Source organism: Streptomyces sp. NPDC043952 (genome assembly GCF_056435325.1).
On the sequence record NZ_JBWKES010000008.1, the window covers coordinates 242,904 to 268,440 of the forward strand.

Genomic DNA, 25,537 nt, shown 5'->3' on the forward strand with positions numbered 1-25,537 from the left:
GAGACGACCGACCGATGAGCAGTACCGAACTCCGACACACCGCGCTGGACGCCGTGCACCGCTCGCTCGGTGCGACGATGACCGACTTCGCGGGCTGGGACATGCCGCTGCGCTACGGCTCCGAGCGCGACGAGCACCTGGCCGTGCGGACCAAGGCGGGTCTGTTCGACCTCTCCCACATGGGCGAGATCACCGTCACCGGCCCCGAGGCCGCCGCCTTCCTGAACACCGCCCTGGTCGGCAACATCGCCTCCGTCGGCGTCGGCCGCGCCCGCTACACGATGATCGTGCGGGCCGACGGCGGCATCCTGGACGACCTGATCGTCTACCGGCTCGCCGAGACCGAGTACATGGTCGTGGCCAACGCCTCCAACGCCCAGGTGGTCCTGGACGCGCTGGCCGAGCGCTCCGGCGGCTTCGACGCCGAGGTCCGCGACGACCGGGACGCCTACGCCCTGCTCGCCGTCCAGGGCCCGGCCTCCCCCGGCATCCTGAAGTCCCTCACCGACGCCGACCTGGACGGTCTGAAGTACTACGCGGGCCTGCCCGGCACCGTCGCCGGCGTCCCCGCACTGATCGCCCGCACCGGCTACACCGGCGAGGACGGCTTCGAGCTGTTCGTGAAGCCCGAGCACGCGGTCGAGCTGTGGCAGGCGCTGACCAAGGCGGGCGAGGGCGCCGGCCTGGTGCCGTGCGGACTGTCCTGCCGGGACACGCTGCGCCTGGAGGCGGGCATGCCGCTGTACGGGCACGAGCTGACCACCTCGCTGACCCCCTTCGACGCCGGACTCGGCCGGGTGGTCAAGTTCGACAAGGAGGGCGACTTCGTGGGGCGCGCGGCGCTCGCCGAGGCCGCCGAGCGCGCCGCGCAGAACCCCCCGCGGGTCCTGGTCGGCCTGATCGCCGAGGGTCGTCGGGTGCCGCGCGCCGGGTACCCGGTGGTCGCGGACGGCAAGGTGATCGGCGAGGTCACCTCCGGCGCCCCCTCCCCCACCCTGGGCAAGCCGATCGCCATGGCCTACGTGGACGCCGCGCACGCCGCGCCCGGCACCGAGGGCGTCGGCGTGGACATCCGCGGCACCCACGAGCCCTACCAGGTCGTGGCGCTGCCGTTCTACAAGCGCCAGAAGTAGACAGCGAGCCCGCTTGCGCCCCGCCCCCGCCGGGCGGCCGCGTGACCCTGCGCACATTCGCCCGCCCACCGGCGGTCACCGCGCTCCCCCCGTCATCAGCACTCCCGCGCGTACAGGAGAATTCAGGCCATGAGCAACCCCCAGCAGCTGCGCTACAGCAAGGAGCACGAGTGGCTGTCGGCCGCCGGCGACGGCGTCTCGACGGTCGGCATCACCGAGTTCGCGGCCAACGCGCTCGGCGATGTGGTCTACGCCCAGCTCCCCGAGGTCGGCTCCACCGTCGAGGCGGGCGAGACCTGCGGTGAGCTGGAGTCCACCAAGTCGGTCTCCGACCTGTACTCCCCGGTCACCGGCGAGGTCACCGCGGTCAACGAGAACGTCGTCGACGACCCGTCGCTGGTGAACTCCGAGCCCTTCGAGGGCGGCTGGCTGTTCAAGGTGCGCGTCACGGAGGAGCCGGGCGACCTGCTCTCCGCCGCCGAGTACGACGCCCACATCGCCGGCTGAGGAGTCGTAGCCGTATGACTGTCCTGAACACGCCCCTGCACGAGCTGGACCCGGAGATCGCCGCCGCGGTCGACGCCGAGCTGCTCCGCCAGCAGTCCACGCTCGAGATGATCGCGTCCGAGAACTTCGCGCCGCTCGCGGTGATGGAGGCCCAGGGCTCGGTCCTCACCAACAAGTACGCCGAGGGCTACCCCGGCCGCCGCTACTACGGCGGCTGCGAGCACGTCGACGTGGCCGAGCAGATCGCCATCGACCGGATCAAGGAGCTGTTCGGCGCCGAGTACGCCAATGTGCAGCCCCACTCCGGCGCCTCCGCCAACCAGGCGGCCCTGTTCGCGCTGGCCCAGCCCGGCGACACCATCCTCGGCCTGGACCTGGCGCACGGCGGCCACCTGACCCACGGCATGCGGCTGAACTTCTCCGGCAAGCAGTTCGACGTGGTCGCCTACCACGTGGACGAGGAGAGCGGCCTGGTCGACATGGCCGAGGTCGAGCGGCTCGCCAAGGAGCACCGCCCCAAGGTGATCATCGCCGGCTGGTCCGCGTACCCGCGGCAGCTCGACTTCGCGGAGTTCCGCCGGATCGCCGACGAGGTCGAGGCGTACCTGTGGGTCGACATGGCGCACTTCGCCGGCCTGGTCGCCGCCGGTCTGCACCCGAACCCGGTCGAGCACGCGGACGTGGTCACCTCCACGACGCACAAGACCCTGGGCGGCCCGCGCGGCGGCATCATCCTCGCGAAGAAGGAGTTCGCGAAGAAGCTGAACTCCTCCGTCTTCCCGGGCTTCCAGGGCGGCCCCCTGGAGCACGTGATCGCGGCGAAGGCGGTGTCCTTCAAGGTCGCGGCCTCCGAGGAGTTCAAGGAGCGCCAGCGGCGTACGGTGGACGGTGCCCGCATCCTCGCCGAGCGCCTGACGGCCGACGACGCGCGCGCGGCCGGGATCAACGTGCTGTCCGGCGGTACGGACGTACACCTGATCCTGGTCGACCTGCGCGCCTCCGAGCTGGACGGTCAGCAGGCCGAGGACCGGCTGCACGAGGTCGGCATCACGGTCAACCGCAACGCGGTCCCGAACGACCCGCGTCCCCCGATGGTCACCTCGGGCCTGCGGATCGGCACGCCCGCCCTCGCCACCCGCGGCTTCACGGCCGAGGACTTCGCCGAGGTCGCGGACGTGATCGCCGAGGCGCTGAAGCCGTCCCACGACGCTTCGGCGCTGAAGGCTCGGGTCGAGGCCCTGGCCGCCAAGCACCCGCTGTACCCGGCTCTGAGCAAGTAATCCCCCGGTGGGGCACTCGCCCATGGTCGGGTGCCCCACCACTGCCCCAAGGAGTGACCGTGGCCATCTCGGTCTTCGACCTGTTCTCGATCGGCATCGGCCCGTCCAGCTCCCACACGGTCGGCCCGATGCGCGCCGCGCGCATGTTCGCGCACCGGCTGCGCAACGAGGAACTGCTGGCCTCGGTCGCCTCCCTGCGCTGCGAGCTGTACGGCTCGCTGGGCGCGACCGGACACGGCCACGGCACCCCCAAGGCGGTGCTGCTCGGCCTGGAGGGCGACTCCCCGCGCACGGTCGACGTGGAGACCGCCGACGACAAGGTGGAGTCGATCAAGCGCTCGGGGCGGCTGTCGCTCCTCGGCGAGCACGAGATCGCCTTCTCCTTCGACGACGACCTGATCCTGCACCGCCGCAAGGCCCTGCCGTACCACGCCAACGGCATGACGATATGGGCGTACGACGCCTCGGGCGCGGAGCTGCTCACCAAGACGTACTACTCGGTCGGCGGCGGCTTCGTGGTGGACGAGGACGCGGTCGGCGCGGACCGGATCGTGCTGGACGACACGGTCCTGAAGTACCCCTTCCGCACGGGCGACGAGCTGCTGCGCCTGACGAAGGAGACCGGCCTGTCGATCTCCTCCCTGATGCTGGAGAACGAGCGGGCCTGGCGCACCGAGGACGAGATCCGCGCCGGTCTGCTGGAGATCTGGCGGGTGATGCGCGGGTGCGTGCAGCGCGGTCTGACCCGTGAGGGCATCCTGCCGGGTGGCCTCAAGGTCCGCCGCCGGGCGGCCGGTTCCGCCCGCCAACTGCGCGCCGAGGGCGAGCCGCTGGCGCGCGCGATGGAGTGGATCACGCTCTACGCGATGGCGGTGAACGAGGAGAACGCGGCCGGCGGCCGGGTGGTGACCGCCCCGACGAACGGCGCGGCCGGCATCATCCCCGCGGTGCTGCATTACTACATCGACTTCGTGCCGGGCGCGGACGAGGACGGCGTGGTCCGCTTCCTGCTGGCCGCGGGCGCGATCGGCATGCTGTTCAAGGAGAACGCCTCCATCTCCGGCGCCGAGGTCGGCTGCCAGGGCGAGGTCGGCTCCGCGTGCTCCATGGCCGCCGGCGCCCTCGCGGAGGTCCTGGGCGGCACCCCCGAACAGGTGGAGAACGCCGCCGAGATCGGCATGGAGCACAACCTGGGCCTGACCTGCGACCCGGTCGGCGGCCTCGTCCAGATCCCGTGCATCGAGCGCAACGGCATGGCGGCGGTGAAGGCGGTCACGGCGGCCAAGATGGCGATGCGCGGGGACGGTTCGCACATGGTCTCCCTCGACAAGGTCATCAAGACCATGAAGGAGACCGGCGCGGACATGTCGGTGAAGTACAAGGAGACCGCGCGGGGCGGCCTCGCGGTGAACATTATCGAGTGCTGACATTTACATGATCGGTCCGCGGCACAATCATGGCTTCCATGGACCGACCGAGTCAGCTCATCGAGTGCGCGGAATTCGCGCTCCGGCGTTTACGGGGCGAGCGTGATTTCGCTCAACTGTTCACGCTGATAGCGGAATCCAGGGATCATCTGCGGCCGTGGATGCCCTGGGCCGACGGTCACGACGAGCAGAGCACGCGGGAACTGCTGGCGCGTTCCGAGGCGAAGTGGGAGAGCGGGGAGCTGTACAACTACGCCGTCGAAATGGACGGCCGGCTCGTCGGGATGTGCCAGGCGTACCGCGCCGAGCCCCGTGGGCTGCGGCTGGGGTACTGGCTGCATCCCGCGGCCGTGGGGCGGGGCATCGCGACGCGGGCGACGGCGGCGCTGGCCGGGGAGCTGTTCGCGCTGCCGGACGTGGACTACCTGGAGATCGCGCACGACTTGGCGAACGCCCCCAGTCGCGCCGTTCCGCGCCGACTGGGCTTCACCGAGCTCCGGCGTGAGCAGGCGCCCGGGCCGGCGGCGCCGTCGGGCTGCGGTATCGACGCGATCTGGCGTCTGAATCGCCCCGCGACCGGGGGCAAGTTTCCGGAGGGCCCTGCGGGGGGCACAAACTCTGCATGCTCCACGGCATCGACGTAAGTTCTTTCCAGTCCACGTCATATGACACGGACGGCCTTTCCTTCGTCTTCATGAAGGCGACCGAGGGCCGTTCGTATGTGAACCCCCGCCTCACCGCGCAGACCAAGACCGGCCGCGACGCCGGACTGGTCGTGGGTTTCTACCACTTCCTGTGGCCGGGCGATCTCTCGGCCCAGGCCGACTACTTCCTCCAGCACGCGCCGGAGCGCTCCGGTGACATCCTCGCCGTCGACTGGGAGCCCACCAGCGACGGCACCCATGCCAGCAACGCGGAGAAGGACTCCTTCATCCGCAAGCTGAAACAACTGCGCCCGCACAACCGGGTCGTGCTCTACACCAACCGGGACTTCTGGCTGAACATCGACCGCACGTCGTATGCGGGCGACGGCCTGTGGATCGCCGACTACGTCACCGCGGGCAAGCCCCGCATCAAGGCCAAGTGGCGCTTCCACCAGTACGCGAGCCAGCCCCTCGACAAGGACGTGGCCGACTTCTCGTCCAAGGCGGCGCTGAAGGAGTGGGCGGCCGGCTGACGCACGCAGGGGTGCCCGTTCCCGTGAGACGGGGCACCCCTGCCGGCCCGTGTCACTTGTTCAGGTAGGTCCAGAACTCGTCGAAGGACAGGACCTGGTCGCCGTCGAGGTCACGGGACTTGATGATGGCCTCCGCGACCGTGTCGGTGACGTTCCAGTCGCCGCCCTGAGCCAGGGCGGACTTGAACTCGGCGGCGGTGATGAAACCGTCTCCGTCCGCGTCGATCCGCTGGAATTCCTTGCGTGCTTCCTCGATGTCCGCCACCGATCCGCCCCTTTTTGTTCGTGTTTCTTGTGCCGTGCAGGCGTACTGACGCTGGTCAGATTAGCTGTCCGTGCGGGCACGCAGTGCCGCGACCACCCAGGCGAAGTCCTCGGCGTGCGGCGGCGCGGGGGCGCGGTTGACCAGGGCGACGAGTTCGCGGTAGCGGGCGACCCGGTCGTTGAAGCCGGCGGCCATGCGCTCCAGGACGTCCTCGTACGCCGCGTCGCCGAAGAGGTCGTGCAGCACCGGCTCCGCCGCCGGTGACTCGGGGGCGACGCCCCGCTCACGGGCCGGGGCCACCAGTTCCACCAGCCGCTTGGCGAACCAGAGCGAACGGCCGCGCCCCTCCCCCGGCGCCCCGTCCGCCGCGTTGAGCTCCATCGCCCGGCGCATCTGCGCGCGGAACTCCGGGTCCTGGAGCATCTCCGCCAGCTCCACCCACGCGTCCACCTCCTCCGGCGTGGGGTCGTCCGCCAGGTCCACCGTGGTGGCGCGCAGCCGCTCGCGCACCTCGGGGTCCACCGCGTCGAGCCCCTGGAGGGCCTCCGCCACGAACCCCGCCACGATCCGCTGCCGTTCGGCCGCCGACAGCCGGGCCAGTTTGTTCATCAGGGTCGTCTCCTTCGCACTCGAACCACGTCTCGCGACCGACGACAGCACCGCACGGGTCACCTTCAGCGACCTGATCTGCGCGTCCAGCGCGGCCACGTGCGCCGCCGCGACCTGTGCCACGGTCCGCTCTCCCGTCAGCACCCGTCGCACGTCGTCCAGGCCGAGCCCCAGCTCGCGCAGGGTGCGGATCAGCTCGAGCCGGGCGACGCTCGGGGCGTCGTACAGCCGGTAGCCGCCCGAGGAGCGGGTCACCGGGGTGAGCACGCCCTCGTCGGACCAGTAGCGGATGGTGCGCACGGTCAGTCCGGTGGCCCGTGCCAGCTCGCCGATGGTGAGAAGTCCGGTGCCGTCGTCGTTCATGTCTGGGAGTCTGGGCCTTCCAGCGGGTGGAGACTCAAGGGGGACGGGTTGGCGGCCTTGCGGGAGATTCTCGACGGTGCGGTCCGGGGCGTGTTCCCGCCGGCGGACGGGGGTACGACGGTCCTGCCGCAGCCCTCGCCGCGGCACGCGGGCGTGCTGGCGTTCACCGCGCACTCCGTCGTCGTCACGGACGAGGACCCGGCGTGGGTGTACGAGGCGCTGCGCGGCCCGGAGTGCGATCCGTTGGCCGCCGCCCTGCACCCGCGCTTCCTGACCGCGCTGCTGGAGCGCACCGGGCGGCGGGCGGAGACGGTCGACGCGGTGCTGGCGGCCACTCCGCTCCCCGGCGCGCCCCCGCTCGCGCTGACGGAGATCCGGGACGCCGGTCATCCCCGCATCCGCTACGCCCGCGAGCGCCGCGAGGCGGTGCGGGCCTGGCGGGCGGCGGGCGGGGTGCTGGTGACGGGCCGTGGGATGGCCGGGCGGCTGGAGGTCTCGGTGGAGGTGGACGAGGGGGCGCGGGAGAGGGGTCTGGGGCGGCTGCTGGCGGGCGCGGCCCGGCACCTGGTGGGCGAGCCGCTGTGGGCGCAGGTGGCGCCGGGGAACGCCCGGAGTCTGCGGGCGTTCCAGGCGGCCGGTTACGCGTCCGTCGGCGCGGAGCTGCTGCTCCAGCCCCCCGCCTCAGCGGAAGACGCCCGTGTGGCCCAGTGAGTAGCGGCCCGGCTGGGGGTAGACCGCGAGGCCGTGCGGGCCGCTGCCGACCGGGATGCGGGCCAGTTCCCGGCCGGTGCGGGTGTCGATGGCGTACACCTCGGCGTCGTAGCGGCCGGAGAGCCACAGGACCTTGCCGTCGGCGGAGACGCCGCCCATGTCGGGGCTGCCGCCGCCGGGCAGCTCCCACTTCCTGGTGAGCTTGTTGCGGGCGAAGTCGAAGACGGAGATGCTGCCCTCGCCCCGGTTGGAGATGTACATCTCGCGGGAGTCGCGGCTGACGTAGAGGCCGTGCGCGCCCTTGCCGGTGGCGAGGAAGGCCGGCTTGGTGAAGCGGTCGCCGTCCAGGATCCACACCCCGCCCGCCATCATGTCGGCGATGTAGAAGCGCTTGCCGTCCGGGGAGATCTTGACGTCCTGCGGCATGGAGCCGTGCACGGGCAGCTTCTGCTGGCCGATCACCCGCATCCCCGCGGTGTCGACCTTCAGGATCTCGCCGCTGAACTCGCAGGAGACGATGAAGTAGCGGCCGTCGCGGGAGAAGTCCGCGTGGTTGACGCCGTAGCAGTCGACCGGCACCGCCTTGACGGTCTTCATGGTGTGGGCGTCGCGGAAGACGAGCTGGCGGTCCATGGAGGCCATGACGACCGCGTACTTGCCGTCGGGCGTGAAGTACAGGTTGTACGGGTCGTGCACGGCGACCGGCTTGCCCGCCTTGCCGGTGCGCGGGTCGAGGGGGGTGAGGCTGTTGCCGAGGTCGTTGTTGACCCACAGGGTCTTCAGGTCCCAGGAGGGCACCACGTGCTGGGGCTGGCGGCCGACCGGGATGGTGTCGATGACCTTGTAGGTCTTCGGGTCGATGACGGTGACGGTGTCGGAGTTGGTGTTGGGCACGTACACCCGTGAGGGGAAGTCCCTGACCACCGGGGAGAGCAGGCCCGGCCGGTCCGCCGCGTAGACGTCCGCGGGGTCCTGGACCGGGGGCATGCCGGGCAGCACGTTCACCCGCGCCTGGTCCACCTGGGGCTGGGCCGGCGGCTTGCTGCCGAGGCTCTGGGTCTCGTGCCGGGCGCCCTGCCCGCTGCACGCGGACACCAGGGCCAGGGCGGCGAGGGCGGCACCGGCGGCCAGCCGGCGGGCGGCTTTCGTGGTTCGCATCAGCTCAGCAGCTCCGTGGTGGTGACGGCGCGCAGGTGGCGGCGGCCGAGTTCCGTGAGGACGTCGGGGAGGGCGGCGACCGTGTCCTCGTACCCGAAATGCAAACTCACCACCGACCCCTCGCGCACCTCCGAGAGGACCTTGCGGGTGACGGCGGCGGCGCCGGGGCGGGTGTAGTCGAGCGAGTCGACGTCGTACGACAGTACGTGCGGGTAGCCCGCTTGGCGGGCCAGTTCCGCGACGAGCGCCGACGCCGTCGGGGCGCGGGAGGGGCGGAACCAGGTGCCGATGGAGCCGGTGAGCCGGCGGAGCCGGTCGGCGCAGTCGGCGATCTCCTTGCGGGCGTCGGCCTCGGCGAGGTCGTTGACGGAGATGTGGTGCTGGGTGTGGTTGCCGAGGTCGTGGCCGCCGTCGAGGATGCGGCGGGCGATGCCGGGGTGTTCGTCCAGCCAGGTGCCGACGGCGAGCACGGTGAGACGGGCGCCGTGCCGTTCGGCTCTGGTGAGCAGGGTGCGGGCGAGGTCCGGGTCGCCCTGGCCGTGGAAGGTGAGCGCGACCTGTGGCCGGGTGCGCGGGCCGTGGGTGATCTGGGCGGGCAGGCCGGGGTAGGCGCGGGGGGCCGGGGCGGTGGACGCGCGCACGGTGGCGGAGGGGGCCTGCGGGGTGGCGGTGGGGGACGCGGTGGCGGCGGTCGGGGCGGCCGGGCCGGTCGCGCAGCCGGCGGCGAGCGCGCCGCCCGCGAGCAGCCCGGCGCCCGCGCGCAGCGCGTCACGGCGGTTGGTGGTGGTCACGCGCGCCATTTAAGGGATGAAAGGTAAGAAACACGCGTTTTGTCCGAATCGGCGTCCGGGGGGCGCGCCGCGGGCGCCGCCTATCGCTCGTTCACCCGGATCTCGAACCACGTCGTCTTGCCGCGCGGCAGCAGGTCGACGCCCCAGCGGTCGGACAGCTTGTCGACCAGGAACAGGCCCCGGCCGCTGATGTCCAGCTCCTGGACCGGCATCAGACAGGGCAGCCCGCGGGAGGGGTCGCGCACCTCGACGCGCATCCAGCCGGGGCGGCAGCGCATGCGCAGGCCGAAGACGCGGGCGCCGGTGTGCCGTACCGCGTTGCCGACCAGTTCGGACACGAGCAGGACCGTATCCTCGGCCAGCTTGGGGGTGAGCCGCCAGGTGCGCAGGACGACGACCTGGGCGAGGCGGCGGGCGGTGGCGGCGGATTCCGGGCGGGAGGGCAACTGCACCTCGCGCTCCGTCGGATTGCCGAACAGTTCGAGCGCCTTGAGCGCCTGTTCGTCCTCGACCGTGGGCGACCAGCGTGCCGCGGATGCGCGGCTGTGTCCCCGCGGCTGTTCGATGCCCTCCAGCCCCGCCATGCCCCCATGATGGCCGCCGCAAGCCGTCTTGGGGGCCGTTCCGGAGGAATACGCCCCCCGTACGCCCCCGTTGCACACCGCGCACCTGGCATATGCCGACGGCATGTCACTAGCCGGTACACCCCGGCTGAGCTGCGAGGACGACTCACTTCCGGGCAATCGCGGGGCTCCCTCGACCGGACAGACTTAAGGGTGCTTTAAGGCTCCCATAATCCGCCCCATCGAGGGACCCGTATGAGACGACACGTCAACTGGTGGTGGACTCAAGGGAGTTCAGTCCGCGTTTCAAGAAACTCCGGAGAGCCTTCGCCAACCACGCGCCATCTAGAGGAACTTGGCCTTGCCCGGCCCTTCCTCCACGAAGCTGCGCATGCCGCGCTCGCGGTCCTCGGTGGCGAACAGACCCGCGAACCAGTTGCGTTCGACGGCGAGTCCGGTGTCGATGTCGGTCTCCAGACCGACATCGACGGCCTCCTTCGCCGCGCGCAGCGCGACGGCCGGGCCCTGGGCGAGCCTGGCGGCCCAGGCGTGCGCCTGCTCGTAGACCTCGGCGGCCGGGACGACCCGGTCCACCAGGCCGATCGCGAGGGCCTCCTCGGCCTTGACCATGCGGCCGGTGAAGATGAGGTCCTTGGCCTTGGAGGGGCCGACCAGGCGGGGCAGGCGCTGGGTGCCGCCGGCGCCGGGGATCAGGCCGAGCAGGATCTCGGGCTGGCCGAGCTTGGCGTTGTCGGCGGCGATGCGGAAGTCGGCGCACAGGGCGAGTTCGCAGCCGCCGCCGAGGGCGTAGCCGGTGACGGCGGCGACGACGGGCTTGGGGATGCGGGCGACGGCGGTGAAGGCGTCCTGGAGGCCGCGGGAGCGCAGGACCATCGCGGTGTGGTCCATGTTCTGCATCTCCTTGATGTCCGCGCCCGCCGCGAACACCCGTTCCCCGCCGTAGATCACCACGGCGCGTACGTCCTCGCGGCGCGTGGCCTCCTCGGCGAGTTCCCTCAGCCGGTCCTGAGTGGCGACGTCCAGCGCGTTCATCGGGGGGCGGTCAAGACGCAGCGTGCCGACGCCTTCGGCGACATCGAGTGTGACGGTCATACGGCTCAGGTTAACGGCGACTAACGGCGGCGGGCCCGGTGCCGTAGGTCACAGCACCTGGCCCGCACACCGCGGGAGGCACACCTAGCCCCGAGGAGGGGCTACTTCTTCCAGTCCGCCCAGGACATGTTCCACCCGTTGAGCCCGTTCGCCGGGTCCACGGTCTTCTCGTGGGAGTTCTTGACGACGACCACGTCACCGAGGATCGAGTGGTCGAAGAACCAGGCGGCCGGCGTCGAGGAGTCGTAGCCGCCCTTGACGTCGCGCAGGCCGATGCAGCCGTGGCTGGCGTTGTAGTTGCCGAAGGCGTCGCCGCCCCAGTAGTTGCCGTGCGCGAAGGTGCCGGAGGTGGTCAGGCGCATGGCGTGCGGGACGTCCTTGATGTCGTACTCGCCGCCGTAGCCGACCGTGTCGCCGTTCATCCGGGTCACGGCCAGCTTCTCGCTGATGACCATCTGGCCGTTCCAGGTGTCGTAGCCGGGCTTGCCGGTGGTCACCGGGAGGGTCTTGATCACCTTGCCGTCGCGGGTGACCTTCATCGTGTGCTTGCTCGCGTCCACGACGGAGACCTGGTCGCGGCCGATGGTGAAGGACACCGTCTTGTGCTGCTTGCCGTAGACGCCGGCGCGGCCCTCGACGCCGTCGAGGTCGAGGTCGACGGTGACCTTGGTGCCGGGCTTCCAGTAGTGCTCGGGGCGGAAGTCGAGGCGGTCGTTGCCGAACCAGTGGCCCTCGACGTCGACCGGCGGGTCCGTCTTGATCTTGATGGACTTCTCGACGGCTCCGGGGTGGGTGATGCCCCGCGAGAAGTTGACGGAGAACGGCATGCCGACGCCGACGGTGGAGCCGTCCTCGGGCGTGAAGTAGCCGGTGAAGGTGGCCTTCGGGGTGAGGGTGGTGAAGCTGGAGTCCTTGGTGGTGGTCTTGCCGTCGGTGTCCTTGGCGACGGCGTGCACCGTGTACCTGGTGCCGGCGGCCAGATGGGCGGAGGGCGTCCAGGAGGCGCCGTCGGCGGTGATGCTGCCGTCGACCTTCGCGCCCTTGGCGTCCTTGACAGTGACGTCGGTCAGTTTGCCGCGGGCCGCGCTGACTTTGAGGGCGCCGTCGGTGGCGACGCCCGTGGCACCCTGCTCCGGGGCGATGCTGACGTCGGCCGTGGCGGGCCGGCCCTGCTGGGTCGCGACGCCCTTGCCGTCGTCCTTGCCGCCCCCGCCCCCGCCGCACGCCGCGAGCGCGAGCACCAGGGAGCCGGCTATGAGCCCCCCGGCCGCGCGCCGCCGCCTCGCCACCGACGCCCCCGATATCGGCCGCACGTTCACGTCGTTCTCCCCTCGCAGGGCCCTGCCCGGCCCGCTCCCCACCACAGTTGGTGCGCGCATATTAACTGCCCTGATGTGAGCGGGATGTCAGGCGTCGGTCACCGTTCCGTCGCAACGTCCGCCTGCCACCCGAACCGTCCCCCCGCGCACCGCCCGTGGCCGTCCACGTGGTTATTTCACCGCGGAACCCGCCTTCCATGCCTGCCAGGACAGGTTCCACCCGCCGAACCCGTTACCGGGGTCGACGGTCTTGTCCTGGCTGTTGACGATCTCCACCACGTCACCGACGAGGCTGCGGTCGAAGAACCACCCGGCGGGGGTGTCCGAACTGCCGCCCTGGACGTCCCTGAGACCCACACAGCCGTGGCTGACGTTGGCCACGCCGGGGGCGGTCGGGTCCCAGTAGTTGCCGTGCAGGAAGGTGCCGGAGTCGGTGAGCCGCATGGCGTGCGGGACGTCGGGGATGTCGTACTCGCCGCCGAAGCCGACCGTCTGACTGTTCATCCGGGTCTCCTCCAGCATCTCCATCACCACCATCTTGCCGTTGTAGGTGGGGTTCTCCGGGGAGCCCGCGGTGATCGGGACGGTGGCCAGCAGCCGGCCGTCGCGCCGCACCTGCATGGTGTGCGCCGCCGCGTCGACCAGGGAGACCTGGCTGCGCCCGATGGTGAAGGAGAAGGACTTGGACTGGAGCCCGTAGACCCCCTTGGCGGCCTCCACGTCCCGCAGGGCGAGGTCGACGGTGACCTTGGTGCCGGGCTTCCAGTAGTGCTCGGGGCGGAAGTCGAGGCGGTTCTTGCCGAACCAGTGCGCCCGGACCTCCACCGCGGGCCGCGCGGTGATCCGCACCGCGCGTTCGACGGCGGCCTTGTTCACGATGTCCGTGCTGAAGGCCAGGGAGACGATCTCCCCGGTGCCGACGAGGGAGCGGTTCTCCGGGGTGGCGTAGGCGATGAACCTCTTGTCGGGGACGTAGGTGGTGAAGGAGGCGTGCCGGGCCGAGCGGCGCCCGGCGGAGTCCAGCGCCACCGCGTCCACGGTGTACCGGGCGGCGAGCGCCAGCCGGTCGTCGTCCGGCCGCCAGGTCAGCCCGTCGGCGCTGAGGTGTCCGCGCACCGGGGTGGCCCGCGCGTCCTGTTCCCTGACGACCTTCACCTTCTCCAGGCGGCCGTCGGGCACACTCACCCGCAGCCGCCGGTTCTGCGGGACCGCCCTGCTGCCGTCGTCCGGGGCGATCCGGATCGCGTCCTTCGGTGCCGAAGTCCCGCCGGGTCTGCCGCCCAGGCCCAGCGGGCCCGAGCCGCCCGCGGAGCAACCGGCCAGCAGTCCGGCCCATGTCAGTACGGCCGCCAGTGCGGCCCCCGCGCGCCGTGCGCGCCCATGTACGTGCCTCACGCGCTGCTCAACGACCGGGCATGCTCCGGGGAAACGTGAGTGCGAGCCATGCGGTGGGCAGAACTGTGGGAAGGACGACACGTCAGGGAGCCGACCGCCGCGCCCGCACCGGAGCCGGGGGGCGCGGCCGCACCGGGCGGCCGGGTTCGCCGGCGGCCCGGAGCGCCGGGCCGCGCCGGGTCCGTCCGGGTGCCTTCGGGGCCGCCCGGCGGCCCGGCGCGCGGGGCTGCGCCGCTCCCGGCCGAGCCACTGGAAGAGGGGCCGACAGGTGACGAGCGCAGCCGAGCAGCGGGCACCGGCCGGAGGGCGGGCCGTGGTGCCCTCGACGAACGGCGCCCGGCGCGCCCCGGTGCCCGCCCCGGCGGTGTGGCCGGGGTCGCCGACCCCGCTGGGGGCCCGGTTCCGGGTCGGTCCGGACGGGGTGGAGGGCACCAACTTCGCGCTGTGGGCGGCCGGGGCGCAAGCGGTCCGGCTGTGCCTGTTCGACGCGGACGGCCGGGAGACACGGGTGCCGCTGACCGAGCTGACGCACGAGATCTGGCACGGCTTCGTGCCGGGTGTGCTGCCCGGACAGCGGTACGGCTACCGGGTGGACGGCCGCTGGGACCCGTGGACCGGCGCCCGCTGGAACCCCGCCAAGCTGCTCCTCGATCCGTACGCCCGCGCGGTGGACGGCGAGTTCACCCTGCCGGCCGAGGTGTACGGCCATGTGCGGGACTGGCCGGAGCAGCACGCCGCCGACACGGTGCGCGACGACCGGGACTCGGCGCCGTACGTCCCCAAGGGTGTCGTCGTCCACGATGACGACGACTGGTCCGACGACCGCCGCCCCAAGACGCCCTGGGCCGACTCGGTCATCTACGAGCTGCACGTCCGCGGCTTCACCAAGCTGCACCCCGGCATCCCCGGACACCTGCGCGGCACCTACGCGGGGCTCGCCCACCCGGCCGCGATCGAGCACCTCATGAAGCTGGGCGTCACGGCCGTGGAGCTGCTGCCGGTCCACCAGTTCGCGCACGAGGACCACCTGCTGCGCCGGGGCCTGGCCGACTACTGGGGCTACAACTCCATCGGCTACTTCGCCCCGCACGCCGGCTACGCCGCTACCGGTACGGCCGGGCAGCAGGTCGGCGAGTTCAAGCGGATGGTGCGCGCGCTGCACGCGGCCGGCATCGAGGTCATCCTCGACGTGGTCTACAACCACACCGCGGAGGCCGGGGAGCTGGGGCCGACGCTGTCCCTGAAGGGTATCGACAACCGCGCCTACTACCGGCTCCAGGACGACGCCCGCCGCTACGCCGACTACACCGGCTGCGGCAACACCCTGCACGTGGTCCGGCCCCAGGTGCTGCGGCTGATCACCGACTCGCTGCGCTACTGGGTGACCGAGATGGGCGTGGACGGCTTCCGCTTCGACCTGGCGGCGGCGCTCGCCCGCTCGATGCACGACGTGGACATGCTCTCCCCCTTCCTCGCGGTGATCGCCCAGGACCCGGTGCTGCGCCGGGTCAAACTCATCGCCGAGCCCTGGGACATCGGCTCGGGCGGCTACCAGGTGGGCGCCTTCCCGCCGCTGTGGGCCGAGTGGAACGACCGGTACCGGGACACCGTGCGGGACTTCTGGCGGCACGCGCTGCCCGATGTGCGCGAGATGGGCTACCGGCTCTCCGGCTCCAGCGACCTGTACGCCTGGGGCGGGCGCCGCCCGTACGCCTCCGTCAACTTCGTCACCGCGCACGACGGTTTCACGCTGCGCGACCTGGTGTCGTACGAGCGCAAGCACAACGAGGCCAACGGGGAGGAGAACCGGGACGGCACCGACGACAACCGGTCCTGGAACTGCGGCGCGGAGGGCGAGACGGCGGACGAGCGGGTCCGCGCCCTGCGCCGCCGCCAGCTGCGCAATCTGCTGACCACGCTGCTGCTGTCCACCGGCGTGCCCATGCTGGTGGCAGGCGACGAGCTGGGGCGCACCCAGGGCGGCAACAACAACGCGTACTGCCAGGACAACGCGACGAGCTGGCTCGACTGGTCGCTGCTGGAGGAGCCGGGCTGGCGGGCCCTGTTCGCCCTCGCCGCCCGGCTGATCGCGCTGCGCCACCGGCATCCGGTGCTGCGCCGCCGCGCCTTCTTCTCCGGGCGGGCGCAGACCGCGGACGGGCTGCGGGACCTGGCCTGGTTCACGGCGCGGGGCGCGGAGATGACCGAGGCCGACTGGTACGCGCCCGCCGCCACGCTGGGCATGTACCTGTCCGGGCGGGACATTCCGGGCCGCGACGAGCGGGGCGCGCGGGTGGTGGACGACAGCTTCCTCGCGGTGCTGCACGCGGGCGAGACCCCGGCCGGCTTCGTGCTGCCGGGTCCGCCGTGGGCCGAGCGGTACGAGGTGGTGGTGGACACCTCCCGCGAGGACCAGTCGGCGGCGCCCGGCACGGTGCACCCGGCGGGCGCGGAACTCACGGTGCCGGGGCGGGCGGTGCTGCTGCTGCGGGTCGTCTGAGCCTGTGCGCGGGCTGTGCGTGACATGGATCACGCACGTCCGGTGCAGCGCGCGCGGGGGTCCAGGGCCTTACCTCTGGTGAGAAGCGCCGGCGAGAGACGAGGACCCGTGGGAATGGAGCAGGCTCGGGCCGGTGAGTACGACGCGTTCGTGGCGGCCCGCTGGTCGGTCCTGTGCCATCTGGCCCGTCTGCTCACCGGGGGCGATCGGCATCGGGCCGAGGACCTGTTGCAGGAGTCCCTGGTCAAGCTGTGGTTCGCCTGGCCGAGGGTGGCCGGCGAGGCGCCGGAGGCGTATGTGCGCACCGTGCTGGCGCGGGCGGCGGCCCGTTCGGCGCGGCGGCGCTGGTGGGGCGAGCGGCCCGTGGAGCAGCTGCCCGAGGTGGCGGCGGCCGGCGATCTGTCGGCGACCGTGGCCGAGCGTTCCCGGCTGGAGGCGGCGCTCGCACAGCTGACGCCGCGGCAGCGGGCCGCCGTGGTGCTGCGCTACTACCAGGACATGCCCGACCGGCAGGTCGCCGAGACGCTCGGCTGCCCGGTCGGCACCGCACGCTCCCATGCCGCGCGCGGGGTGGCCCGGCTGCGGCAACTGCTGTCGGACGTCATCGAGCCGGTGGGGTGAGTGATGAAGCTCGGTAATCACAGGGACGCGACCGGCGAGGCCGAGGGGGCCGACGGAACCGGTGGGGTCGAGGGGCCCGGCGGGGCCGGCGGGCCCGACGGATTCGAGCAGGGGCTGGCGCGGCTGATGCACGGGACGCTGGAGCCGGCCCCGTTCGAGGCGCGGCACCGGGAGCGGCTGCGCGCCCGCGTGCGCACCCGGCGCCGGGTGCGGGCGGTCTGCCGGGCCGCCGGTTCCGCGGCGGTGGTCGCGGGGCTCGGCCTCGGGCTGTTCCTGTGGCCGCACGGGCCCACCGAGGTGCGGCCCGGCGCGCCGGGGCCCCGGCCCACGACCAGTCCGGCGCCCTCGCCGTCGGCCGCGCCGAGCACCACGCCGACTGCTCCGCCCACGTCGGCCCCGGACCCGTCGTCGAGTTCGGTACCGCCCGGCGCTCCCAGTACGGCGCCGACCACGTCGTACCCGCCGCCGCCCACGACCACCACGACCACCGCCAGGTGACACCGAACGGGGGATCCCCTTTGCTCAGCATCCGACCGGGCCGGTACTCCGCGCCGGCCCAGGCCCCGGCGCCCCGCCGCGCCCCGCTGCCCACCCACCACGACGAGCCCGTACTCGACCTGGTCGTCCCGGTGTTCAACGAGGAGAAGGACCTGGAGCCGAACGTCCGGCGGCTGCACGCGCATCTGCGGGACACCTTCCCCTACCCCTTCCGGATCACGATCGCCGACAACGCGAGCACCGACGGCACCGAGCGCATCGCGGCCCGACTCGCCCTGGATCTGGCCGAGGTGACCTCGCTCCGGCTGCCGGTGAAGGGCCGCGGGCGGGCGCTGCGGGCGGCCTGGTCGGGTTCGCGGGCGCCGGTGCTGGCGTATCTGGACGTCGACCTGTCCACGGGGCTCGCGGCGCTGCTGCCGCTCGTCGCGCCGCTCATCTCCGGCCACTCCGACCTGGCCATCGGCACCCGGCTGGCGTCCGGCGCGCGGGTGGTGCGCGGGCCCAGGCGCGAGGTGATCTCGCGGTGTTACAACGTGCTGCTGCACTGGGCGCTCGCCGTCGGCTTCTCGGACGCGCAGTGCGGGTTCAAGGCGGTGCGCCGCGAGGCCGCCGAGCGGCTGCTGCCGCTGGTGCGGGACGAGGAGTGGTTCTTCGACACCGAGTTGCTGGTGCTCGCCGAGCGGGCCGGGCTCAGGATCCACGAGGTGCCGGTGGACTGGGTGGACGACCCGGACAGCAGCGTCGACATCCTGGCCACCGCGCTGGCCGACCTGCGCGGCATCGCCCGGATGCGGCGCACCCTGGCCGCCTCGGGTCCGCGCGCCCGCCGTCCCCGCCCGGCAGCGTGACCGCGACCCTGCCGCGGCCCCTCGCCCCGGCCCTCGCGCCCGGCTCCCGGTTGCGCGCCGCCGCCCGCCGGCACGGCCCGGTCCTCGGTGTGTTCGGCGCGCTGAAGCTGGCCGGGTTCCTCTCCTTCATGTACCTGCTGTCCGCCGCCGGTGACTACCGCGGCAAGGACCCCCGCTTCGGCGGCGGGGCGCACGCCTGGGACGTGCTGGCCACCTGGGACGGCTGGTGGTACCAGCAGATCGCGCTGCACGGCTACGACCCCAAGCTCGTCCCCGTGCCGGGCGCCACCGGGATGATCACGCTGGAGGGCAACTCGGCGGCGTTCTTCCCGCTGTACCCGGCGCTGATCCGGATGACCTCCGCGGTGACCGGCCTCGGCTCGTACGGCGCCGGGCTGCTGGTGTCGATCCTCGCGTCCTTCGCGGCCGCGCTCGGCGTCCACGCGGTGGCGGAACGCTTCGGCGGGCGCCGCGCGGGGCTCGCCGCGGCCGGGCTGTGGGCGGTGTGGCCGGGCTCGGGCGTGGAGTGGGCGGTCTACTCGGACTCCCTCTACGTGGCCCTGGCCGTCTGGGCCTGCCACGCCGTGCTGACCCGCCGCTGGCTCACCGCCGGGGTGCTCACCTTCGCGGCCGGCCTCAACCGGCCCACGGCCGGGGCCCTGATCGCCGCGCTCGCGGTGGCCGCGCTGCTGGCGGTGCGCCGGGGCGAGGACGGAGTGGCGCGCCCGCTGGCCGCGCTGGCGCTGGCCCCGCTCGGGCTGCTCGGCTATCTGCTCTGGGTCGGCGACCGGATGGGCGACCTCGGCGGCTACTTCAAGCTCCAGTCGGGGGCGTGGGCGCACCGCTTCGACTACGGCAGCCAGACCCTGGACGTGCTGCGCTCGGTGCCGGTGGGCCGGTTCGGCGACTACCTGTTCGCCTACCCCTACGCGGACATGATCGGCGTCGGCGTGGTGCTGCTGGCCTTCACGCTGCTCCCGCTGCTGATCCGGCTGCGCCCGCCGGCGGTGCTGGTCGTGTACACCGTCCTCACCCTGGCCCTGGTCCTCGGCAGCCAGCAGATCTTCGCCAACGTCTCGCGCTACCTGCTCCCCTGCTTCCCCCTCTTCCTGCCGCTCGCCACCGCGCTGCGCCGGCTGTCGCTGCCGATGCTGTGCACCGTGCTCACCTTCGCGGCCGTGGCCTCGGGTTCGTACGCGGGGTACGCGCTGTTCGAGCTGGGGGTGCCGTAGTCCAGAGCACCTCGCCGCCGATGCCCCGGCCCGTCGGCCGCAGGCCGAGCGCCCGCGCGATGCCCTGGGACGCCTCGTGTCCGGGGTGGATGTGCGCGGTCAGCCGGTCCACCCTGCGGGCGCGCAGCCACGCGGCCATGGCGAGCGCGCCCTCCCGTCCGTAGCCCTCGCCCTGGTGGCCGACGCCGATCACCCAGGCGAGTCCGGCCTCGGTGTGGCCTCCGTCCGATGCCGAGAGGGTGGCCTGCACGGTGCCGACGAGCCGCCCGTCCGCGAGCCTGCGCAGCATCCAGTTCAGCCAGCCCTGCGAGCCGTCCGGGGAGTGCCCGGCCGACTGGCGCCGGTACCGGGCCTCCAGTTCGGCCAGGGTGGCGGGTGCGCCGCCGGTCCAGGTGTGCAGTCGTACGTCGTCGAAGACGCGTACCGCCTCCGCCGCGTGCGCGACGCGCAGGGGTTCGAGGCGCAGGCGGGGTGTGTCCAGGGGGGTGGCGGTCGGTCGGATCACGGAGTCTCCCGGTCAGGCCAGGCTGTCCTGCCACGCCTGGTGCAGGTCGGCGAAGCTGCCGGTGCCCGCGATGAGTTCGGCGGGCCGGCCGTCCTCGACGACGCGGCCGCCGGCCATCACCAGGACGCGGTCGGCGATCTCCACGGTGGACAGGCGGTGGGCGATGACCACGGCGGTACGGCCGCGCAGCACGGTGGACATGGCGCGCTGGACGGCCCGTTCGCCGGGGATGTCCAGGGAGCTGGTGGCCTCGTCCAGGATGAGGACGGCCGGGTCGGCGAGCAACGCGCGGGCGAAGGCGACGAGTTGGCGCTGGCCCGCGGAGATACGGCCGCCGCGCTTGCGCACGTCGGTGTCGTAGCCGTCGGGCAGCGCGCTGATGAACTCGTGGGCGCCGATCACCTTCGCGGCCCGCTCGATCTCCGCCCTGGAGGCGTCCGGGCGGCCGATCGCGATGTTGTCCGCGACGGTCCCGGAGAACAGGAACGCCTCCTGGGTCACCATCACCACCCCGCGCCGCAGCTCGGCCGTGGGCAGGTCGCGCAGGTCCACCCCGTCGAGCAGGACCCGGCCCCGCGTGGGGTCGTAGAAGCGGGCGAGCAGCTTGGCGAGCGTGGACTTGCCGGCGCCGGTGGAGCCGACCACCGCCACCGTCTGCCCGGCCGGCAGGGTCAGGTCGAAGCGGGGCAGCACCTCGCCGCCGGTGCGATAGGCGAACGCGACCCCCTCGAACCGCACCTCGCGGCCGGGGAACTCGCTGCGGGCGGGCGGGAGTTCGGCCGGGGTGACCGGCTCGGGCACGGACGGCGTCTGGGCGAGCAGGCCCGCGATCTTGTCCAGGGAGGCGGCGGCCGACTGGTAGGAGTTCAGGAACATCCCGAGCCGGTCGATCGGGTCGTACAGGCGGCGCAGGTAGAGCACCGCCGCCGCCAGCACGCCCAGCTCCAGCGAGCCGGACGCCACCCGGTAGGCGCCCCAGAGCACGATGCCCGCGACCGCCGTGTTGGCGACCAGCCGGGAGCCCACCACATAGCGGGCCATCTCCAGCATCGAGTCCCCGTTGGTCCGCTCGTGGGCGCGGTTCAGCTCGGCGAACGCGGCGTCGTTGGCCGCCTCCCGGCGGAAGGCGCGCACCGGGCGGATGCCGTTCATGGTCTCCACGAACTTCACGATCACCGCCGCGATCGCCGTGGACCGGGACCGGAACACCCGTCCCGCGCGCCGCTGGTAGAGCCGGATGAGGTAGTACAGCGGGACGAAGGACGCCACCGCGACCGCGCCGAGCCCGAGGTCCAGCCACAGCAGCATCGCCGAGATGTAGACGAAGGACAGGACGACCGTCACCAGCTCCTCAAGGCCGTCCTCCATCAGCTCCCGCAGCGACTCGACGTCGGTGGTGGAGCGGGAGATCAGCCGCCCGGAGGTGTACCGCTCGTGGAAGTCGATGCTGAGCGCCTGCGCGTGCCGGAAGATCCGCCCGCGCAGGTCGAGCAGGACGTCCTGGCTGACCCGCGCGGACTGCCGTACGAACGCGACCTGGAGGCCGCCGGAGAGCAGCGCGCACAGCAGATAGCCGGCGCCCACCGCGATCAGCGGACCGTACCGGTGGTCCCGGAACGCCGGTACGGCGCGGTCGATGGCGTACGCCACCAGCAGCGGGCCCACCTGCACGGCCGCCTGCTGGAGCAGCACCAGGGCGGCGGCCAGGGCGGCGCGGCCCTTCATCGGCGCGAGCAGCGAGCGCAGCAGGGCGGCGGTGGCGCCGGGCGGGGAGGGCAGCACGTCCCGGTCGAAGGGGTTCTCGGGGCTGGTGGCGGTCAACGGTGGTCCTCCTCGCCGGACATGAGGTGCGCGTATTCGGCGTTGCCGCGCAGCAGCTCCTGGTGGGTGCCCACGGCCGCGATCCGGCCGCCGGAGAGCAGCGCCACCCGGTCGGCGAGCAGCACGGTGGAGGGGCGGTGCGCGACGATCAGCGCGGTGGTGTCCGCGAGCACCCGGCGCAGCGCGGCCTCCACGGCGGCCTCGGTGTGCACGTCCAGCGCGGACAGCGGGTCGTCGAGGACCAGGAACCGGGGGCGGCCGACGACGGCCCGTGCCAGCGCGAGCCGTTGCCGCTGGCCGCCGGAGAGGCTGAGGCCCTGCTCGCCGACGCGGGTGCCGGTGCCCTGGGGCAGCGCGTGCGCGAACTCGGCCTGCGCGATGGCGAGGGCGCGGTCGAGCTCGTCCCTGCCGGTGCCGTCCGGGGCGCCCATGAGGACGTTCTCCCCGACGGTGGCGGAGAAGAGGGTGGGTTCCTCGAAGGCCACGGCGACCTTCGCGCGCAGCTCCTCGCGGGGCATGGCGGTGATGTCCACGCCGTCGAGGGTGATCCGGCCCGAGGTGACCTCGTGGAGACGGGGGACGAGGGCGGTGAGCGTGGTCTTGCCGCTGCCGGTGGCGCCGACGAGGGCCATGGACTCGCCGGGGCGGATGTGCAGGTCGATGTGGTGGAGGAGGGGCGGGGAGCCGGGGGCGGCGTCGGGATACCTGAACTGGACGTCCTCGAACCGGAGTCCGGCAGTCGGTTCGGCCGCGGGCAGTCGTGCCGCTGGGGCGATGGGGGTCCCCCCGCGCGAGCGAAGCCGAGCGTGGGGGAGGGTGGGCGCGGCGGCACCCGGCGAGCGCCGGTGAGCGTCCCCACGCCCGGCCGGTTCGCCCTCCGGGGCCTCGTCCATCGCCTCGAAGTACCGTTCCGTGGCGGTGGCCGCCTCCTGGCTCATCGCCAGCAGGAACCCGATCGACTCCACGGGCCAGCGCAGCGCGAGGGCCGTGCTGAGGAAGGCCACCAGCGTGCCCGCCGACAGGTTCCCGTCCGCGACCTGGACCGCGCCCAGCACCAGCGCCGCCCCGATCGCCGCCTCCGGCAGGGTGACGATGACGCCCCAGATGACCGCCAGCAGCCGCGCCTTGTGCAGCTCGGTCCCCCGCAGTTCGGCGCAGAGGGTGGCGAACGCCCGCGCCTGGCTGCGGTGCCGGCCGAACCCCTTGACGACACGGATGCCGAGCACGCTCTCCTCGACCAGCGTGGTCAGGTCCCCCACCTGGTCCTGGGCCCGCCGCGCCGCCCGCGCGTACCGCCCCTCGAAGACCACGCACGTCCACAGCACCGGCACCGCGGGCACCAGCACGACCAGCCCGAGCAGCCAGTCCTGGGCCAGCATGATGGCCACGCCGACCAGGATCGTGACGCCGTTGACCAGCAGGAACGTCAGCGGGAAGGCGAGGAACATGCGCAGCAGCATCAGATCGGTGGTGCCCCGCGACAGCAGCTGACCGGATGCCCACCGGTCGTGGAAGGCGACCGGCAGCCGCTGGAGATGCCGGTACAGATCGGCCCGCATCCGCGCCTCGACGTGCGACAGCGGCCGGGCCACGAGCCAGCGCCGGATGCCGAACAGCACCGCCTCGGCGATCCCGAGCAGCAGCAGGTACAGCGCGCCGAGCCAGACCCCCGCCGGGTCCCGGCCGGCGACGGGGCCGTCCACCATCCACTTGAGGACCAGCGGGATCACCAGGCCCGTGCAGGAGGCGACGATCGCGACGAGGGCCGCGGTGAGCAGCCGCGCCCGCACCGGCCGTACATACGGCCACAGCCGCAGCAGGCTGCGCACGGCGGATCTGTCCTGGGCGGTTTCACGTGTCGTGGGCATCGCGAACGAGCGTACGGAGTGGCACCCGGATCGCCCACCGAGTTTTGACCGGCCCCCGCTCCGCCGCTGGTCCTACGCTTCCTGGGCGCCCGCCGGGTCGTAGTCCGGCATCAACCGATCGGCTGATGCGACATCGGGCGGGCCGGCCGATGTGCCGGGCCGTCGCCGGACGGGATTCTCGGTGCATGCCATCCGTCATCGAAGTCACCGATCTGCGCAAGTCGTACGGCGGCCGGACCGTCGTGGACGGCGTCTCCTTCGCCGTCGAGGAGGGCGAGATCTTCGGGATCCTCGGCCCGAACGGCGCCGGCAAGACCACCACCGTCGAGTGCGTCGAGGGCCTGCGGGTCCCCGACGGCGGCCGGGTCCGGGTCGCCGGGCTCGATCCGGTCGCCGAGCACGCGCAGGTCGCCGGGCTCCTCGGCGCCCAGCTGCAACAGAGCGAGATCCAGGCCAAGTTGACTGTGCGGGAGGCGCTGGAGCTGTACGCCGCCTTCTATCCGCGGCCCGCCGACTGGCGGCCGCTGGCCGAGCGGCTGGGGCTCACCGACAAGCTCGGCACCCGGTTCGGGAAGCTGTCCGGCGGACAGCAGCAGCGGCTGTTCATCGCGCTGGCGCTGATCGGCGGCCCCCGGATCGTGGTCCTGGACGAGCTGACCACCGGCCTGGACCCGCGGGCCCGCCGGGACACCTGGCAGCTGATCGAGGACGTCCGCGCGAGCGGGGTCACCGTGCTGCTCGTCACCCATTTCATGGAGGAGGCGCAGCGGCTGTGCGACCGGGTCGCGGTGATCGACAAGGGGCGGGTGGCCGCCCTGGACACCCCGGCCGGACTGATCCACCGCTCGGCGGGCGCGACCGTCATCAGCTTCACCCCGTCGGCGCCGCTGGACGAGCGTGAGCTGGCCGCGCTGCCCGCGCTCGCCTCCATCGCGCACCAGAACGGCCGGCTCGTCCTGTCCGGCACCGACGCGACCGTCGACGCGGTCCTCACCCTGCTCGCCCGGCACCGCGTCACCGCCCATCAGCTTCGCGTCGTGGACGCCACCCTGGACGACGCGTTCCTCGACCTGACCAAGGAGGCCACGGCATGAACACCGCCGTCCTGCAAACCGAGTTCCGGCTCTTTTGGCGCGAACCGGCCGCCGTCTTCTGGATGTTCCTGTTCCCCACGCTGCTGCTGGCGATCCTCGGCTCGCTCCCCGCGTTCCGGAAGGCCGACGCCTCGATGGGCGGGCTGCGGCCCATCGACGCCTATGTGCCGGTGGCCGTGCTGATCGCGCTGCTGCTGTGCGGGGCGCAGTCGCTGCCGCAGGTGCTCACCGGCTACCGGGAGCGGGGCATCCTGCGCCGGATGTCGGCCACCCCGGTGCGGCCGGTGGCGCTGCTGACCGCGCAGATGACGGTGCAGGGCGGGGTGGCGCTGGCCTCGGCGCTGTTCGCGCTGCTGACCGGCCGCCTGGTGTTCGGCGTACGACTGCCCGCGCAGCCGGGCGGCTATCTGCTGGCGCTGCTGCTCACGGCGGCGGCCTCGCTCGCCCTCGGCTCCCTGCTGTCGGCGCTGTCGCGGACCACGAAGATCGCGGGGGCGGTCGGATCGGCGGTGTTCTTCCCGATGATGTTCTGCGCGGGGGTGTGGCTGCCGGTGCAGAGCATGCCGCACACGCTGGCCCGGATCGTGGGGTGCACCCCCTTCGGGGCGGCGGCCGAGGCCCTGAACCAGGCGGCCGCGGGCCACTGGCCCGGCTGGGCGCACCTGGGTGTGCTCGCGCTGTGGGCGGTGCTGCTCACGGCGGGCGCGGCGCGCTGGTTCCGCTGGGAGTGAGTACGGCC

24 protein-coding genes and 1 pseudogene are annotated in these 25,537 nt (G+C 72.6%); 14 read left to right on the plus strand and 11 right to left on the minus strand.

All coding sequences use genetic code 11. The features are described from left to right. Window positions 1-14: 14 nt before the first annotated feature. From gcvT to AC069R_RS12695, 6 genes are all read left to right on the plus strand, one after another. On the plus strand, window positions 15-1,133 hold the full coding sequence (gene gcvT / locus AC069R_RS12670; protein WP_478766840.1) for a glycine cleavage system aminomethyltransferase GcvT: 1,119 nt from the start codon (window positions 15-17) through the stop codon (window positions 1,131-1,133). A gap of 129 nt (window positions 1,134-1,262) precedes the next feature. After that, on the plus strand, window positions 1,263-1,640 hold the full coding sequence (gene gcvH, locus AC069R_RS12675) for a glycine cleavage system protein GcvH (RefSeq protein ID WP_397983919.1): 378 nt from the start codon (window positions 1,263-1,265) through the stop codon (window positions 1,638-1,640). 14 nt (window positions 1,641-1,654) lie between these two features. After that, window positions 1,655-2,920 (plus strand): serine hydroxymethyltransferase, encoded by a 1,266-nt coding sequence (gene glyA / locus AC069R_RS12680; RefSeq protein WP_478766841.1) that lies wholly within the window; start codon window positions 1,655-1,657, stop codon window positions 2,918-2,920. Between the two features lie 59 nt (window positions 2,921-2,979). Beyond that, window positions 2,980-4,347, plus strand: a complete 1,368-nt coding sequence (locus AC069R_RS12685; RefSeq protein WP_478766842.1) for an L-serine ammonia-lyase — start codon at window positions 2,980-2,982, stop codon at window positions 4,345-4,347. Between the two features lie 38 nt (window positions 4,348-4,385). Further along, window positions 4,386-4,991, plus strand: a complete 606-nt coding sequence (locus tag AC069R_RS12690; protein ID WP_478766843.1) for a GNAT family N-acetyltransferase — start codon at window positions 4,386-4,388, stop codon at window positions 4,989-4,991. Then, window positions 4,970-5,524, plus strand: coding sequence for a glycoside hydrolase family 25 protein (locus AC069R_RS12695; protein WP_478766844.1), 555 nt, complete (start codon window positions 4,970-4,972; stop codon window positions 5,522-5,524). The genes AC069R_RS12690 and AC069R_RS12695 overlap by 22 nt, the downstream gene beginning before the upstream one ends. A 52-nt stretch (window positions 5,525-5,576) precedes the next feature. Here AC069R_RS12695 and AC069R_RS12700 read toward each other — a convergent pair whose 3' ends face one another. Both AC069R_RS12700 and AC069R_RS12705 read right to left on the minus strand, forming a co-directional pair. Continuing rightward, complete coding sequence (locus AC069R_RS12700; protein ID WP_478766845.1) at window positions 5,577-5,789, minus strand: EF-hand domain-containing protein; 213 nt, start codon at window positions 5,787-5,789, stop codon at window positions 5,577-5,579. A 60-nt stretch (window positions 5,790-5,849) separates the two neighbouring features. Further along, window positions 5,850-6,761: a MerR family transcriptional regulator gene (locus AC069R_RS12705; RefSeq protein ID WP_478766846.1), complete on the minus strand. Its 912-nt coding sequence runs from the start codon at window positions 6,759-6,761 to the stop codon at window positions 5,850-5,852. A gap of 48 nt (window positions 6,762-6,809) precedes the next feature. On the opposite strand from AC069R_RS12705, the gene AC069R_RS12710 reads away from it, so the two are divergent. After that, complete coding sequence (locus AC069R_RS12710) at window positions 6,810-7,472, plus strand: GNAT family N-acetyltransferase (protein WP_478766847.1); 663 nt, start codon at window positions 6,810-6,812, stop codon at window positions 7,470-7,472. Here the strand turns inward: AC069R_RS12710 and AC069R_RS12715 are convergent. The 6 genes from AC069R_RS12715 to AC069R_RS12740 all read right to left on the minus strand — a co-directional run bounded on the left by AC069R_RS12715 (window position 7,443) and on the right by AC069R_RS12740 (window position 13,811). Beyond that, window positions 7,443-8,630: a YncE family protein gene (locus AC069R_RS12715; RefSeq protein ID WP_478766848.1), complete on the minus strand. Its 1,188-nt coding sequence runs from the start codon at window positions 8,628-8,630 to the stop codon at window positions 7,443-7,445. The genes AC069R_RS12710 and AC069R_RS12715 overlap by 30 nt on opposite strands. After that, complete coding sequence (locus AC069R_RS12720; protein WP_478766849.1) at window positions 8,630-9,430, minus strand: polysaccharide deacetylase family protein; 801 nt, start codon at window positions 9,428-9,430, stop codon at window positions 8,630-8,632. Before AC069R_RS12720 ends, AC069R_RS12715 begins: the two co-directional genes overlap by 1 nt. A gap of 71 nt (window positions 9,431-9,501) precedes the next feature. Further along, entirely contained in the window at window positions 9,502-10,005 is a 504-nt protein-coding gene (locus AC069R_RS12725) for an ATP-binding protein (protein WP_478766850.1), read from the minus strand. A gap of 324 nt (window positions 10,006-10,329) precedes the next feature. Further along, the gene (locus AC069R_RS12730; RefSeq protein WP_478766851.1) at window positions 10,330-11,097 is read right to left on the minus strand and encodes an enoyl-CoA hydratase/isomerase family protein; all 768 of its coding nucleotides are present in this window, start codon (window positions 11,095-11,097) and stop codon (window positions 10,330-10,332) included. 101 nt (window positions 11,098-11,198) lie between these two features. Further along, on the minus strand, window positions 11,199-12,416 hold the full coding sequence (locus AC069R_RS12735) for a L,D-transpeptidase (RefSeq protein WP_478766852.1): 1,218 nt from the start codon (window positions 12,414-12,416) through the stop codon (window positions 11,199-11,201). Between the two features lie 171 nt (window positions 12,417-12,587). After that, window positions 12,588-13,811: a L,D-transpeptidase gene (locus AC069R_RS12740; RefSeq protein ID WP_478766853.1), complete on the minus strand. Its 1,224-nt coding sequence runs from the start codon at window positions 13,809-13,811 to the stop codon at window positions 12,588-12,590. A 268-nt stretch (window positions 13,812-14,079) separates the two neighbouring features. Here AC069R_RS12740 and glgX point away from each other — a divergent pair, with 268 nt between their 5' ends. The 5 genes and pseudogenes from glgX (at window position 14,080) to AC069R_RS12765 (ending at window position 19,510) form a co-directional block, all read left to right on the plus strand. Continuing rightward, window positions 14,080-16,311: a glycogen debranching protein GlgX gene (gene glgX / locus AC069R_RS12745; RefSeq protein WP_478766854.1), complete on the plus strand. Its 2,232-nt coding sequence runs from the start codon at window positions 14,080-14,082 to the stop codon at window positions 16,309-16,311. 114 nt (window positions 16,312-16,425) lie between these two features. Then, window positions 16,426-16,932: a SigE family RNA polymerase sigma factor gene (locus AC069R_RS12750; protein ID WP_478766855.1), complete on the plus strand. Its 507-nt coding sequence runs from the start codon at window positions 16,426-16,428 to the stop codon at window positions 16,930-16,932. A 3-nt stretch (window positions 16,933-16,935) separates the two neighbouring features. After that, the gene (locus AC069R_RS12755) at window positions 16,936-17,430 is read left to right on the plus strand and encodes a hypothetical protein (protein WP_478766856.1); all 495 of its coding nucleotides are present in this window, start codon (window positions 16,936-16,938) and stop codon (window positions 17,428-17,430) included. Between the two features lie 86 nt (window positions 17,431-17,516). After that, a pseudogene (locus tag AC069R_RS12760) lies at window positions 17,517-18,236 on the plus strand (dolichyl-phosphate beta-glucosyltransferase); the annotation flags it as partial. A 38-nt stretch (window positions 18,237-18,274) separates the two neighbouring features. Then, a complete protein-coding gene (locus AC069R_RS12765; RefSeq protein WP_478766857.1) occupies window positions 18,275-19,510 on the plus strand; it encodes a hypothetical protein in 1,236 nt (411 codons plus the stop codon). Here the strand turns inward: AC069R_RS12765 and AC069R_RS12770 are convergent. The 3 genes from AC069R_RS12770 to AC069R_RS12780 are packed head-to-tail and all read right to left on the minus strand — an operon-like array spanning window position 19,443 to window position 23,704. Continuing rightward, window positions 19,443-20,015, minus strand: a complete 573-nt coding sequence (locus AC069R_RS12770; protein ID WP_478766858.1) for a GNAT family N-acetyltransferase — start codon at window positions 20,013-20,015, stop codon at window positions 19,443-19,445. The genes AC069R_RS12765 and AC069R_RS12770 overlap by 68 nt on opposite strands. A 12-nt stretch (window positions 20,016-20,027) precedes the next feature. Beyond that, window positions 20,028-21,836, minus strand: coding sequence for an ABC transporter ATP-binding protein (locus AC069R_RS12775; protein WP_478766859.1), 1,809 nt, complete (start codon window positions 21,834-21,836; stop codon window positions 20,028-20,030). Continuing rightward, entirely contained in the window at window positions 21,833-23,704 is a 1,872-nt protein-coding gene (locus tag AC069R_RS12780; protein ID WP_478766860.1) for an ABC transporter ATP-binding protein, read from the minus strand. The genes AC069R_RS12775 and AC069R_RS12780 overlap by 4 nt, the downstream gene beginning before the upstream one ends. Before the next feature lie 185 nt (window positions 23,705-23,889). On the opposite strand from AC069R_RS12780, the gene AC069R_RS12785 reads away from it, so the two are divergent. Continuing rightward, a complete protein-coding gene (locus AC069R_RS12785) occupies window positions 23,890-24,798 on the plus strand; it encodes an ABC transporter ATP-binding protein (protein WP_478766861.1) in 909 nt (302 codons plus the stop codon). Next, the gene (locus AC069R_RS12790; RefSeq protein ID WP_478766862.1) at window positions 24,795-25,529 is read left to right on the plus strand and encodes an ABC transporter permease; all 735 of its coding nucleotides are present in this window, start codon (window positions 24,795-24,797) and stop codon (window positions 25,527-25,529) included. Before AC069R_RS12785 ends, AC069R_RS12790 begins: the two co-directional genes overlap by 4 nt. Window positions 25,530-25,537 lie beyond the last annotated feature (8 nt).